The 13030-nt window shown below is 50.0% G+C and carries 9 protein-coding genes and 3 pseudogenes; 6 read left to right on the forward strand and 6 right to left on the reverse strand.

Translation table 11 applies throughout. The features are described from left to right. Positions 1–341: 341 nt before the first annotated feature. Entirely contained in the window at positions 342–902 is a 561-nt protein-coding gene (locus PPTH39_RS23490; protein ID WP_165446469.1) for a hypothetical protein, read from the reverse strand. Between the two features lie 1153 nt (positions 903–2055). Here PPTH39_RS23490 and PPTH39_RS01595 point away from each other — a divergent pair. Both PPTH39_RS01595 and PPTH39_RS01600 read left to right on the forward strand, forming a co-directional pair. Beyond that, positions 2056–2290: pseudogene (locus PPTH39_RS01595) on the forward strand (transposase domain-containing protein); the annotation flags it as partial. Positions 2291–2593: 303 nt separating this feature from the next. Continuing rightward, positions 2594–2710, forward strand: a pseudogene (locus tag PPTH39_RS01600) (IS3 family transposase); the annotation flags it as partial. Between the two features lie 19 nt (positions 2711–2729). On the opposite strand, the gene PPTH39_RS01605 reads toward PPTH39_RS01600, so the two are convergent. From PPTH39_RS01605 to PPTH39_RS01620, 4 genes are read right to left on the reverse strand one after another with little or no spacing between them, the layout of a single operon-like run. Next, a complete protein-coding gene (locus PPTH39_RS01605; protein ID WP_130871458.1) occupies positions 2730–3779 on the reverse strand; it encodes a hypothetical protein in 1050 nt (349 codons plus the stop codon). Further along, positions 3779–5314, reverse strand: a complete 1536-nt coding sequence (locus tag PPTH39_RS01610) for a hypothetical protein (RefSeq protein ID WP_130871459.1) — start codon at positions 5312–5314, stop codon at positions 3779–3781. The genes PPTH39_RS01605 and PPTH39_RS01610 overlap by 1 nt, the downstream gene beginning before the upstream one ends. Then, positions 5315–6121: a hypothetical protein gene (locus PPTH39_RS01615; protein ID WP_130871460.1), complete on the reverse strand. Its 807-nt coding sequence runs from the start codon at positions 6119–6121 to the stop codon at positions 5315–5317. A gap of 8 nt (positions 6122–6129) precedes the next feature. After that, positions 6130–7566, reverse strand: coding sequence for an ECF transporter S component (locus PPTH39_RS01620; protein WP_130871461.1), 1437 nt, complete (start codon positions 7564–7566; stop codon positions 6130–6132). Between the two features lie 714 nt (positions 7567–8280). Between PPTH39_RS01620 and PPTH39_RS01625 the strand changes: the two genes are divergently transcribed. Beyond that, positions 8281–8934, forward strand: a complete 654-nt coding sequence (locus PPTH39_RS01625; protein ID WP_198417390.1) for a hypothetical protein — start codon at positions 8281–8283, stop codon at positions 8932–8934. A 59-nt stretch (positions 8935–8993) separates the two neighbouring features. On the opposite strand, the pseudogene PPTH39_RS23650 reads toward PPTH39_RS01625, so the two are convergent. After that, positions 8994–9636: pseudogene (locus PPTH39_RS23650) on the reverse strand (histidine phosphatase family protein). Between the two features lie 139 nt (positions 9637–9775). Here PPTH39_RS23650 and PPTH39_RS01635 point away from each other — a divergent pair. The 3 genes from PPTH39_RS01635 to PPTH39_RS01645 are packed head-to-tail and all read left to right on the forward strand — an operon-like array spanning position 9776 to position 12968. Then, complete coding sequence (locus PPTH39_RS01635; RefSeq protein ID WP_130871462.1) at positions 9776–12034, forward strand: nSTAND3 domain-containing NTPase; 2259 nt, start codon at positions 9776–9778, stop codon at positions 12032–12034. A gap of 36 nt (positions 12035–12070) precedes the next feature. Next, entirely contained in the window at positions 12071–12574 is a 504-nt protein-coding gene (locus PPTH39_RS01640; protein WP_130871463.1) for a 3'-5' exoribonuclease, read from the forward strand. Then, positions 12567–12968, forward strand: a complete 402-nt coding sequence (locus PPTH39_RS01645) for a hypothetical protein (RefSeq protein WP_130871464.1) — start codon at positions 12567–12569, stop codon at positions 12966–12968. The genes PPTH39_RS01640 and PPTH39_RS01645 overlap by 8 nt, the downstream gene beginning before the upstream one ends. Positions 12969–13030: the final 62 nt, after the last annotated feature.

Below are 13030 nucleotides of genomic sequence, written 5' to 3' on the forward strand. Positions count from 1 at the left end.
CAACAGAGGTTTGACACTTCGCCGGCAAGCCTGCTTTCATAGCTCAAGTCCCAGTCTTTCAACGACTACTCCATAAGCTCTCGCTGCACATCCAAGTATCGTACACACAGTCGGCATCATCGGATGCAGGTACGCCTACCGCCTGGTGAGGGGTAAGCAGCCGACCTGCTGATAGTTCTTGTGGGGGCCCATACGTAAAAGTACTTTTCTGACACTATGGGCCTGAAGTAGGGACTATTGCGCGCCTAGAGCGTCGGTGAGCCATGGTGAGTTCAATTGTGATGAACTAGCGCCCACAAAAAACGTTGGTAGCTTTCTAGTTTGCTCTTGCTTCAGTCATTCTAGGATTTGGACGATTCCCGAAGATTTTGGTTCGTCCGAATTTTGTATGCGATGAAGGCCGTCACTCCGTAACTAAACCAGTAAACGGGCGCTGCCGCCAAGCTGGATAGGAACAATAAAGCAGTGCAGACGATGAGCATGATGATGTAGAGGTTCAACAGCCGACGATCGTCTCTTTTTCGGATGTAATTGAGACCAATGCAGACCCCTATCATGTAGAAAGTAGTAACGAAACTCCAAATCCTGAAGGTTACCGAAATTGCCCTATCACCTCTGCCATGATCCTGTTGAAAGAAAATCGGGCCAAGCAACCAGAAGATGCTTACCGACAGTGCAACTGTCCCCAGAAGCCCCCATCCGAAATAGGTTTTCGCAAAACTGTATTGTCCTTTGCAAAGGCGGCTTTGAATCGCCACTAGTTTCATAGTAAGTATCTCAGTGACTTTCAACTGAGTCGTCTTGTACAGGCAAGTCTTCGAAAATACACCGTAGCCATTACAGCTTTTATCAGTGATGCGGTGATCATAGAAGACAGGTGCCTTGGCGTATTCTTCGATCACCTCCAGGAAGACGAGGAGTATCGAATAGCCAATGGCGGAATCATTTGTACGACGAAAATTCAAAGGGCATGGAAAGAAGGGCGTTTCTGGCTTTTGGAAACGGGGGAGGGAAATTACATCGTTGGTAGCTTCAAGCGTGGGGGCGGGCGACTTAGCTTTCTTAAATTGCTTCGGTCGTGTGATCGTCTCGAATCAGAAGATTGAATGCTTGATCTCTGGCGTAGTGGAGGTATGACTGCATGGCAGTTGATGAGCGCTGGATGGCTAATACGGTTTTGATCAGCAGCGCTCCGAATTAGACGTGCGGAGCGCTCCAAATTGCCGCTATCCGGTGAAACTCATTTATCCATCGGATGGATTCATAGCTCGCCTTGGTTTAATAGCCAAAATCGTTCAGCAGTTTATGCAAATACTCACGCCTCCGTTGGACAATGCTCAAAATTAGGTAATCACGGTCGGTATCTCTCGTCGACAGATGCCCAGCGTCTACAAGGCCATGGATGTAGCCTTCAGCTCTGCCTCTAGCTTCGAGCAACGTCTCTGTTACAGCTGAGGAATTTGAGAGTTGGGGGATGTCTATGCCGTGGGCGGCATCTATATACTCATAATTCATTCAACTAGCCTAGCTGGCCCAGAAAAAAGAGGAATGACGCGCGGTTCGCCTGCCAAGGTACCACCCATTGGGTTGACCAATACCTATGCTATGCGAGATAAGTCATTATTAAAGTTCAACCAAATTCTTGAGTAGGAGTAAATGTGGAGTTTTTATTTAATAGCCGGGGGCAGCACATCGCAAATTTCGTTAACGGTCAATTACATTCGCCGCGAGGGCCGAACATTGGCCACTTTTTAGAATCTCAGAATATCTTTATCGACATGCACGGGCGATATCTCGGTGAAAAAATCATGAAAAACCGGTTAATGTTTAATAGGGTAAGCATGCACAGAGGTGTTAATTACGGAAACTACGGCAATTATGGCAACGCGGGCAACTACGGAAACCCTGGGAACTACGGGAATATTGGATCAATCGCAGGCTATCAGGACATACCTACGCCTTGGCTCTAGCTTGGGACAGGTAGGAAACCAAGAGACCAATCACGTAAGGTTCGAGCCGTTGAACGCCGCGCACTCAGCGTTTGTGTCAGCTCTGTTAGACAACAACCATATCGAGCAGCAAATTCGTCCCTGGGCTCTTGGAAGAAAAAACTGGCTCTTCGCAGGGTCGTTACGCAATGGCAAACGGGCTGCTGCGCTGATGAGCTTGATGCAGTCGGCCAAGCTCAACGGACATGATCCGTATGCCTACTTGAAGGACGTTCTCACTCGCCTGCCGACGCAGCGGGCAAGTGAGATCCAGGAACTGGCCTCGCTGGCAACCGGCTTAGATACGCAAGACGTGATGCCCGGACGCTTACCACGAACCTCCCTGACCCCGTAATCCAGATTCGAAATTTTGGACTCTACGCTGGCTACGGCGTGACGGGCCGATAGCCAGCCAATCGCCGAATCAAAGGGGCATGTCACCCAGGAAGGATAACTAGGCCCCCGATAATAAATCGCCGACAAAGCATCCACAGGGATAGACGCCTTTTCACTCCCCTTGCGAATTTCATCGGCAACATCCTGATAAAGCCTGCCAACCACCGTGGCGTTTTCAGAGTCAGGAGTATTGAAGAGGTCGTTGTTGGTATGCCTGGATAAAGCGCCACAGCAAGCCCTAAGAAGAACGGCAGCAGGACGATGATCTGCGTCGTCTGCGAGCGGAACTCAAGCGCGTCACTGAAGAGCGAGACATATTAAAACAGGCCGCCGCGTAGTTAGCCCCTAACGTCTGACCTCAATTTTATAGAACAGGTTCTCTATCATCAGCCGACGTCGATCAGACATTACGGCGCCTTGGATTTTACTCGCCAATCGAACATAAAATTTACATTCTCGCTGATTGGCAAGGTCTGAAATGGGGCGTGCTGCCTGAAGAAAATCCTCGTATGTGCGAGTGGTATTTGCCATCAATGCGGAGAAATTTGGAAGCGCCTCGGCATCAGCCTTACGAGTCGGGGGCCAGGCTGACTCAAAACTCAATGAGTCTTCCTTCAGATATACCGTGAGGAACATCTCTGCCTTACCAGCCTCATTTGCCCAGCACGGCGGAAGATCACCGCCTTTGCCTTTGTTGAGTTTGTTCTGCAGAAATTGAACCTGCCCTTTCAAATCACTGTTGGTTTTTTGCAGTGTCGCTGGATTCGCACCTTGCTTCTCTGCTTGAGCATAGGCTTGGGCATTCTTGACGATTTCAGATATCTGTTCAGATGTGGGAATACCGTCTTGGCCTATCGCAGTCTTTAACAGTTGCTCGGTTGCTTGGAGAGCGCCAATTCGCTTGATAACGTCTGTAGGCTGGGCATCCTTTTCTTGGTCGGGATCGACTACCAGCTTTTTGAGCTGTTCATAGGACATCATCGTCTCTAAGATCAGGCGCTTTGCTTCTTCTCCTTTATTTTTAGTTCCAGCCTCCTGTAGAGCCTTATCGATAACCGCTAGCGCTGTCAGCTGCTCATTCTTTTGAGTCAGAAGCACCTTGAGTCGTCCGGTCTCCTCTTTCGCTTTAGAGGCGTCGACCAGCTTCGAAATGATTTCGTCGGGATTTTTCACATCCAAGGAAGCCATACGGACTTTGAGCTCATCACTTGCAGACTTGATAGCTTTTTCGCGCTCATCGAAATTTTGGAAAGTAACAATCCTCTCCGCCATCTCCTTATTTTTATGCGTGAGCTCCCAAACTTTGTAGCCCATCAGGAGCAGCAGAATGAAGCATAAGATGATCCAGATTTCCGTAAGCGATAGCTGAAACACCTGATCATTTTTGGAGCTCATCAGGCAGTTCTCACGTCAGCTGCATTATCGAGTGCTGACGCTGAGTCGGCTAGAAGTGCGGTTTCAGGCATTACGATGGCTTCATTAACGGTAGATGGAAGCACATTGAGAGTGTTGATCTTTTCGATTTTGCCAATAAGTTCGTCTAGATGCGAGTGGGCAACCTCGATGGTTCGGTCACTCTGATCCACACGTGCCAGGAGAGATTTGTGCTTCTCATTGTTGGCCAAGACCGCTTCGACCAGAGGTGTCAGTGTCAAACGGATATTTTCCGCAACGGTCTCATTGTACTTAATACCTGCATCGTTGATGGCATACAGCGCGCGGCCCACCTCATTACTGATACGGTCATTAGCGCTGCTCTCTCTGACGATCGTACTTAGTTCCTCTAGCTTCTCGACGATCTTGGCGATTAATTGGTGATTAGCTTTCATATCTTCCATGAAATCTTCCCGCTGATCATCAAGAGAGTCCATAAACTCTTTCTGAGTTCTCTCCATGCCTTCCATCGCGTCTTTGGTCTGTGACCTCATCGCGACTACAAGTTGTTCTTGGCTCTCCACGATGGAGCCTACCGAAGCAACGGCTTCCCCTATTGACTCCGTTTTGGTGTTTAAGCCACGAATCGCGTTACCGACCATGCGAGCGGCTGTCTTAACATCGGTAGCCAATATTGAGACGCCTTCGTTTAGGCTGTCGGTGGTGCCGGACAGCGTTTCAATTGCTGGCTTTAGTTTTTGTGCAAAGAGATCATCCGGGAACAAGGTCTGCTCCATTCGCTCCTGCGCTTTTTGGCCGAAGTCGAGGGCGTGATTTTCCATACGGTCTAGTGTTTGCTTACTCTTATCGGAAAGTCCGTCGATGGTGGTGAGCAAACTCGAGCTCGCATCGCAGGCTTGTTTGAGGATTCGTTCAAAGGCTTGGTTACTTTGACTGGTCGCATTGGCAAAAAATGCATCCATCGTATTGGTACTGTGCTTTGAGATGGTAGTTATCTGTTCATGTACGCTCTGCACCGCTTCTTTCGAAGCAGCCATGACTTGATCTCTGAAAACTTCAAGCTGTTGGCTGGTGGAATCAAAAGACATAGCGAGGTTTTCGGCAGAATGAATCGCGCGCTCCTCAACACTCTTGACTGCGTCGTTGGTGTCTACCTTGAAGCCCGTGTGCAGTACTCTGGCCAACATTCCAATTGCAGTACTAACCATCGCGGCCCCGAACCGTATGGCCATCCCATTCAGGCTGTCGCCTATAGAGTTAATATCGAGCAGGCAGATAATGATACTGGCAACAGTGAACAAAAAACCTAAGTAGTACACCGAGTCCGCAAACTTGGCTAGCGTTAGCGTTGTATTCCATTTATCTCTGACACGAAAGCCAACCCCCCAGTAAATAACCATTACCAGCAATGGCAGCACAAAACCTAATAAGAACGGATCGGCCACTTTCAGGCTTGCCGTCGCAAGTCCAATCTTCAGAGCTACCGCGATTATGAAGTAGGTCTTAACCTTCTTGAATAACGACTGCAGATCCATTTAGAGACCCTCCATAGGTTCGATAGTTTCGAGGGAAGCTCCATTAGCTTCGAAGTACTCGGCCCAGAATTGGGTAAGCTTGAGGTATGGAATCGTTTTCTGGTCAGCTGCTAAAAGGTTTATCGTCACCCTTGCACCTTCAAGGCCCGGCGCAACGGAAAGGTGTCCATATGAGGTTTTACGGAACTCGGTATAAGCGGGTAGCACGCCTTTGTACATGCTGAACTGAGGCATATTGGCCATCATGTCGGAATAGACAACCAATTTTTTGTCGCCTTGGACGTTGCTGTGCTGGAATCCGTTAATTCCAGCTAATTGAAGAATTTCAAAGACAGGGGAGTTTTTACTTCGCCCACTCAATGAAATCTTACGCACCACAGCATCGAGCGGCTTGGCGAATTTCTCATTGAAATCACGAGTAACGAAATTTTTAGATGACGTGTACTGGTTCTTGTCACCCCATTGACCAGGATTACACTTTTCGAAAATTGGGCTTTCGTTTTGTTTGTAGTCCTCATCAAGCAAGAAGACCGATAGCAGATAGCCTTCCGGGATTTCGTTCAGCACCATACTTTTTAGGCGCTGCCCCATGGCGGCTTTCTGCGTGAAGGGAAATGGTGAGGTGTTGTCGATAAGCACAACATACTGCCCGCGAGGCCCCTTACTCGGACACAATGTGACCTTATCTAAGGTCTCTTTAGTAAAGGCGGCATAGCCGAACCAACACGCCGCACTTGCAGCTAGGAAGATAAGGGTAATTGCCAATAAGCGTTTCCCCATACTCCGATCTTCTTCGTAAAGCGACATGGCGATCCTTAAATCGAGCTTTGCAGAGGTTGCAGTTGGTCAAACTTGGAATTGAATGAAGATAGGATCTGCCCGCGAATGGGCACGATGTTTTCAATCATTTCGCTCAAAAGCCTTTCCTGCGTAGTCAATCGAGCCTCGTCGCGATCTATTGTGAAGTCAGGCATCTCCAAATCTGGAAACTCAATAGGTTGATCGAAGTAGTTAGGTCTAGGGGAGTTTTGTGGACGCTTCAAACGATTCTCGTATCGATAATATTGGGTAAGCGCCTTCAAAGTCTCGTCCGCCATCACTAATGTCTCGGTCACTCTTTTCTTGATGATCGACTTCTGCCCCATGTTGAATTTTAATGCCTTAACGTCAGCCTCAGCTTTTTTTACGCTCTCATCAATGATCTGCAGGGTTTGAGTCTTTTGATTTTCTAGGCTTTTTCGAAGGTTTGCGACCAGAGCTGTATACCTCCGTTGTGACTTAGCGTATGCGGAAAAGACCTTGGCATAACCTGGGTAACAATCGGTATAGAAATAACCCTCATATATCGCGAAAACCCCGCAAATGATGGTTACTGCAAATAGGGCGCAGGATTCAAAATCCTGAAATGGAATGACGTGGGACTGAATGCTTTGCAGAATAAGCGCGAGTGGACTCTGCGCTTCGTCCTCCATAAGGGGTAAAGCGTACCGGCAGTAGGCCACGAAAATACCAAGTCCGATAGTAAAGAAAAGTCCAATCAATCCTGAAAGGTAACCGTAGAGGATACGACCAACTTTTACATGGTTCTTATTTGTATAAAGTTGACCAGCAACAAAGCAAACTATGATATTTGCAAATGAAAGTGTGAAGGCTAAAAGGAACCCGCCTACTAAGCCTCCTGCCATTCCAGATGCAAAAAAATTGGCATTTACGAATCCTTCCACAACACAACATGTAGCCAACACAGCGATTTTAAGTAACTTTCCATCCGAACTGATCCTTTCGGCCTCAATATCTGGCAGTCTATTCTGGATACGAAACGCGTCTAGTAGATTTTTTTTTGACTTGGCTTCTCGTTCAGCCTCTGCCAAGCGTCCATCTTGTGCTGAGAGTATCTGGTTAGCGATATGCTCAAACTCTTTACCCTGATTTAAGGTTTGATTTTTTTGTGCAGTAATGTCGATGGAGTCCATTCGCTGCTGAATTTGCTGGATAACTTGCTGACCGTACTTAACCGTGGTCTCACGTTTTTTTCCGAGGGTGCCTCGAATTTGGTGCTCCACATCCGTCAACTGAGTGTCGTTGAAGGCAGGAATGCCTGCGGCTCCATGGGCTTGAGCGATCTCTAAAATCCGGAGCTCTTTTTTGAGCTTTTCAGGATCAATTTTCGGTAGAAGTGGTTCACTGCCCTCGTATTCCTGGCTAGAAAACAGTGCCTTGATCCCCCCAGTGATGCTCTTCAAAAACGACATCAAAATATCCATATCTATTTTTAGGGACTACTGACATTCCACGAGCATACCGAGGTCAGCGTGCTCATCAACCAAAGGCGCAAACTAGAAAAGTCCGACTCAGGGCGTTTTGTCAGTAAGACAGGGCCGAGTTCAAATGGCCTAAATGATGGCGAAATGATGACGTCATCACCCCCTAGAAGCAAGTGGCTATCAGTGTCTCTTATCGCTTAATAGTCGGACATCCTCCATGTCGTTGAAGGCATAAGACGACGGCTATTTGATCTAGGCGCAAACCGACGAGTGACAGCGTTCATCGCTAAGCAGATTTTAGATCTCAGTGCATGTCGCCGAGCCCGTCGCGTCGTCTGTTGTTCCTGCTATAGCAGTCGCTAGGCATGCACGTTTTCACACTTTTCTAGAGGGGCTCATGGATGAGCCGGAGCACCAATCCCTACGAAACTGTGACAGGTGGGTAATTGCACTCCTCCTGACCAGCCATTTGCATTCAACTTGCCCACTCATTTGCATTTGACTTGACCAGTCGTTTGCATCGGATTTGACCAGCACACTGGGTGGCCCTGACTGGGAGAGGTCGCCCATAAGCTTACCTCGTTTGCGACTGGCGGAGTTTGCCGTCTGCGCTTGGCGTGGTGGTCACACTGAGCGCAGCAATAAAGTCAGCGAACCCGGGTACCTCGTGCAGACGCGCTTGAGCACTTTCAGGATTGGCTGATGTTGGTTGACGATGACGGGCGATCAGCAGATGTGATTGCTGTTTACTCAACAAACGCCCCCAGCATTGCGAATGACATCGCAGAGTTCCTATTCAAGGTGAAAGAGCTCAAGGATCAGAGAAAGGCGAAGCTAGAGGATGATGCCGAGCACTCAGGTGTAGTTCTCGATGGCGAAGATGAATCGGGTGCTAAATGGCGAGAGCAGGAAGAGTTCGAGGGCCGCAAGTCCTATACTCCAAGCAGCGATTCCTGCGAGTACCAGTATCTCCATGGCCCGCTCTGCAATGCCCTCCATCGCAAGCTGGACGAGCTTGTTGATGGCCATTCCGAGCTACGGGTTGGTAAGCATCGTGTCGACTTGGCATTGGTAGACAGGGCTACAGACAGGGCCAGGGTAATCTTTGAGGTCAAGATCAGCGCCTCCATATCGCCACAGCTTTACACCGCGTATGGTCAGCTCGCATGTTATCGGCATTGCTTCGGGACTGCTGATACCAAGCTGATCCTGGTACTGCCGGCGAGCACTGCATCCGACTTCACAACAGCCGAGTTCTTCGCCGAGGCCAATATCCAGGTGCTGTTCGGTGAGGCCGGTATTTTTGAGAGCAGCAAGGGCGAGAGCCTAGGAGAGGTATTGAGTACCATCTTGTAGAAGCTGGCGAAGCCGCTGCTCAGTACATTAATGCCAATCGGTTTGCAACGAGGTTGGCATCACCGCTCTGGGCGCGTTTCGCCTCGTTCTTCAGGCATTGAGATGCTCGCTCTCCAATGGGGGTCTTCAGCCGGCTTAGTCATCGCGTAACCGCCACAGTTGGGGGCGTGGCTCAGGATTTCGAACTCACGACAATCAGCCAGAGCTCGGTCATTTATCTGCTGCGGTTTACGCTCAATCAGCCAAGCCACCGCATTGATGACCTGCCCATGTGAAAATACTGCGATGTTTTGTGCAGGATGATCCGAAAGCCTACCCAAGAAAGCCTGAACCCTGGCTACGAACCTAGGAAACACTCCGCACCGGAACCGTCCACGAACGCAGGATCCGATCTAGACACTCACCTTCGCCTCTCGGCATCGGTCGTGTTCACACACTGTGTTGGCTCAAGGTATGTGAATTCATGAATGCGCCAGATCTCATACGGGACGTCCGGGAAATTCGCTACGGTAGCCATAGCTGTTGCCTGAGTTCGAGAGAAGGAAGAGGCAACGATCAGACCGGGAGAACCGGTGAAGGAGTTGGCCACCAAGTACGCCTGTTTACACCCCTCGCTGTAAGAGGAATTTTCGCATGATCCGTACTGGCTTCGCCCGCGTTCGCGGCGCTCTCGCCATGGAGAATCAGCCGGATATGTTTCATATGTCAATTATCCTCACAATTCTACCCTCCTGAAACCAGGTAATTGCGGTTTCTGCCACAACAGCCCCGGTGTTATTGCAGTTCCGCTATGATGGTTCTCTGTCCTACCTCTAGATTTTGCTGCAAGGATCGAATGCCCATGACGCCCCCAAAATACGACCTTCATCTCTTAGGTTGGCATAGTTTTCAGCAACTGTGCATGGCGGTAGCCTCAACAGTTTTGGGCCAAACAGTCGAGACGTTCCTTGAAGGAAATGACGGAGGCCGCGATGGTGGGTTCAAGGGAGCGTGGTCTCCTCAGCCAAACGAAGTGTATGCAGGCGAATTCGTCATCCAGTGCAAGTTCACATCGCGCCGTGATCACAATCTCACTTTATCTGATGTGAATGGTGAGCTTGAAAAGGTGCGCAGACTCGTCGCGAAAGGAAAGTGTGATGTCTATGTCCTGATGACAAACGCAGGCTGGACAGGGGATAGCAATCTCAAAATACGGTTGGCGTTTGAGGATGCTGGGGCCAAGCACGTGCTTTTGCTGGGCTCGACCTGGATCTGCGAGAAGATCCAGCTGAACAGTGATCTGCGCATGAATGTGCCCCGACTCTACGGCCTTGGCGACCTTAGCCAGATCTTGGATGAGAGACGGTACAAGCAGACGAAGGCGTTGCTGACGGAGCTTCCCGACCTTTCAAAGCTCGTGGTGACGGGCTCCTATCGCAAAGCGCTTCAAGCCCTTCAGCAGCATGGGTTTGTTCTGTTGGTTGGAGAGCCCGCAGCAGGTAAGACAACGATTGCCTCACTCATGGCCATGTGTGCGATGGATAAATGGGGAAGCCTAGTATTGAAGCTGGAGAGGCCTGAGCAGATTAGAGATCACTGGAATACTGAAGAAGCATCGCAGTTCGTATGGGTTGATGACGCCTTCGGGGCGATGCAGTACGAAGCAGACTTGGTGATGGAGTGGAACCGAATTCTTCCTGCACTCACGACCATGATCCGAGGTGGGCATCGGATAGTTCTGACCAGCCGTGACTACATTTACAACAGCGCACGGCGTGACCTCAAGAAAACAGCATTTCCTCTGATGGAAGAGAGTCAGGTTGTCATCGACGTGAAAGAGCTAACCTCCCAGGAAAAGTCAGAAATCCTCTACAACCATGTGAAGCTTGGAAACCAACCACAGCGGGTTCGGACGATCTTGAAGGAGTTTCTTCCTGCAGTGGCAGCTCACAGTCGATTCGCTCCCGAGACTGCTCGGCGCTTGGGAAGTGTTGAATTCACCAAAGCGCTAAAGATTGACCAGAAAAATATCGACGAGTTTGTCGCGAAGCAGGAGCGATGGCTCGTCGAGACGATGCAGGGCATGGATGACGAGAGCCAGGCCGCACTTGCTCTTCTCTACATGAAGCATGGAGCAATCGAAAGTCCGGTGAGTCTGTCTAGCGGCGAGATGCAGACAATTGAAAGGCTGGGCGGTAGCCAGGCCGGGTGTATCCGAGCACTGGAGAGCCTTCGGGGTAGTTTTCTTCAGATGGCAGATACGGCTGATGGACGTTTCTGGCGATATAAGCATCCTACGATTGGGGATGCTTTTGCGTTGATACTCGCCCAGAGTCCTGAACATCTGCAGATTTTTGTGGATGGAACACCGATTGAGCGGTTGATGGAACTGGTGACATGCGGCAACGCAGGGGTTCAAAATGCTACGATTCTGCCTTCAAGCATGTTCGCAGCAATCGCGAATCGGTGCTGTGAATACGTTGCATGCGAAGGCGAGATGGAGCGCGTGAGGCGGGGGAGGCTGTATTCTTTCCTGCAACGCAGGACAAATGACGCGTTCCTATGCATCTACTCGAGAGTAGATGGAAAGCTGCATTCCAGCTTGGTTCGTGACTTCGCGATAAACCTGTTCACGAGGTCGTCTGATCTAGCTCTCCGTCTGCTACGGCAAGGGCTTTTACCTGAGTCAGCGAGAGAAGCGATTTCCACCAAAATTCGGGACTTTGTCTTTGATCATGATGAGCTCGGGCACATCTACGATAACGAGATGCATGAGTTCTTCACTAGCCACGAGCGTGAAGACTTCTACAGCGATGTACAGAAACATGTGCTGCCTGACCTGGACAGGGTTCGCAAGTCCCTGCAGGAATCGTATTGCTACGAAAACGATCCTGATAACCACTTTTCTGATTTTATTGATGAGCTAGAGGGTATTTACGCGGCCTTTCCGGGATGGCCAGGTATCGAGGATGTGGTCGATACCCAACGGCGTCGAGTTGACGATTGGGTGAGTGAGGTCTCGCAAGAGCGGTATGAGGAACCAGCAGTCGGACGGAGCGATTTGATTCGGCCCTCTGCAACGGGGGGAGGACGTAACATCTTTGACGATGTAGATCTCTAAACTAGGTGAAAAAGGGTAAGGGCTACGGAGGAGAGGATGAAGCTATTTTTGGACTGTGAGTTCACTCGGCTCAACCGAGACACGAAGTTGATTTCGCTGGCACTCGTGTCCGAAGCCGGGCACGAATACTACGTCGAGCTCACAGACACGTACGTCACTCAGGACTGCAGCGACTTCGTGATTCAAAATGTCCTGCCACAGCTTAATCTGCCTGAACATGGGCAACCCTTGGTCGAAGCTCAAACCTCACTGCTCGCTTTCTTGAGTAACCTTGAAGGCCCGCTCGAGATTTGCTCGGACGCGCCGGATTGGGACTGGGATCTCTTCTGCCAATTGGCCTACGTAAATCATCGTTGGCCTGCTAACGTTGCCAATAGTCCAACCAACCTGATCCTGCTATTCAGGCATCTCGAAGCGGATGATATCGGCGACGTGACGCTCCCGGAACTTCCGCATCACGCGCTGCTGGATGCTCGCCTCTTAGCCGACCTTTATCGTCGACTGACTGCCGGTTCCAATCGAGGCATTGAACATGGCTGATGATCTTCGTACGCGTGAGTCTGTCAGGCGCAAAGCCCTCTGGACACTTTCGCACCTGGTGCCGGGCAACCCACAAGCTGTCGCTATTTTGAATGTGCTTGACGACATTGAAGACCAAGAGCGCGTCGACTTAAACCAGCGTCATCCACATCTCGATATTGATGCTGTCCGCAAAGCAGTCCTGATTGAGCGCCACAGTTCCGGTATCAACATCGTTGACGAGGCCAGTATTCCACAGCCGTGGCGTGAGCGTTTTCTACAAGCGAGCATCGGCTCGACGCGCTTGGTCGATGGCCCGTACGGCCATGACTGGGACAAATTTCTGACTCAATGGCAGGCTGAAATGAAGCACTTGGATGCTCACATGTCTGCAAGGCGTGAGCGTCAGCGTTAGGCGTCGGAGGGCACCTTCGATTGTCTACTTTGGATAGTACTGACTATACTGGCAACACTAAA

The organism is Pseudomonas bubulae, from assembly GCF_900618535.1.
Taxonomy (GTDB): Bacteria; Pseudomonadota; Gammaproteobacteria; order Pseudomonadales; family Pseudomonadaceae; genus Aquipseudomonas; species Aquipseudomonas bubulae.

Coding starts and splice junctions, on each gene's coding strand:
- PPTH39_RS01605 (WP_130871458.1), bottom strand. CDS start 3,779: ATGAGCTCCAAAAATGATCAGGTGTTTCAGCTATCGCTTACGGAAATC.
- PPTH39_RS01610 (WP_130871459.1), bottom strand. CDS start 5,314: ATGGATCTGCAGTCGTTATTCAAGAAGGTTAAGACCTACTTCATAATC.
- PPTH39_RS01615 (WP_130871460.1), bottom strand. CDS start 6,121: ATGTCGCTTTACGAAGAAGATCGGAGTATGGGGAAACGCTTATTGGCA.
- PPTH39_RS01620 (WP_130871461.1), bottom strand. CDS start 7,566: ATGTCGTTTTTGAAGAGCATCACTGGGGGGATCAAGGCACTGTTTTCT.
- PPTH39_RS01625 (WP_198417390.1), top strand. CDS start 8,281: ATGTTGGTTGACGATGACGGGCGATCAGCAGATGTGATTGCTGTTTAC.
- PPTH39_RS01635 (WP_130871462.1), top strand. CDS start 9,776: ATGACGCCCCCAAAATACGACCTTCATCTCTTAGGTTGGCATAGTTTT.
- PPTH39_RS01640 (WP_130871463.1), top strand. CDS start 12,071: ATGAAGCTATTTTTGGACTGTGAGTTCACTCGGCTCAACCGAGACACG.
- PPTH39_RS01645 (WP_130871464.1), top strand. CDS start 12,567: ATGGCTGATGATCTTCGTACGCGTGAGTCTGTCAGGCGCAAAGCCCTC.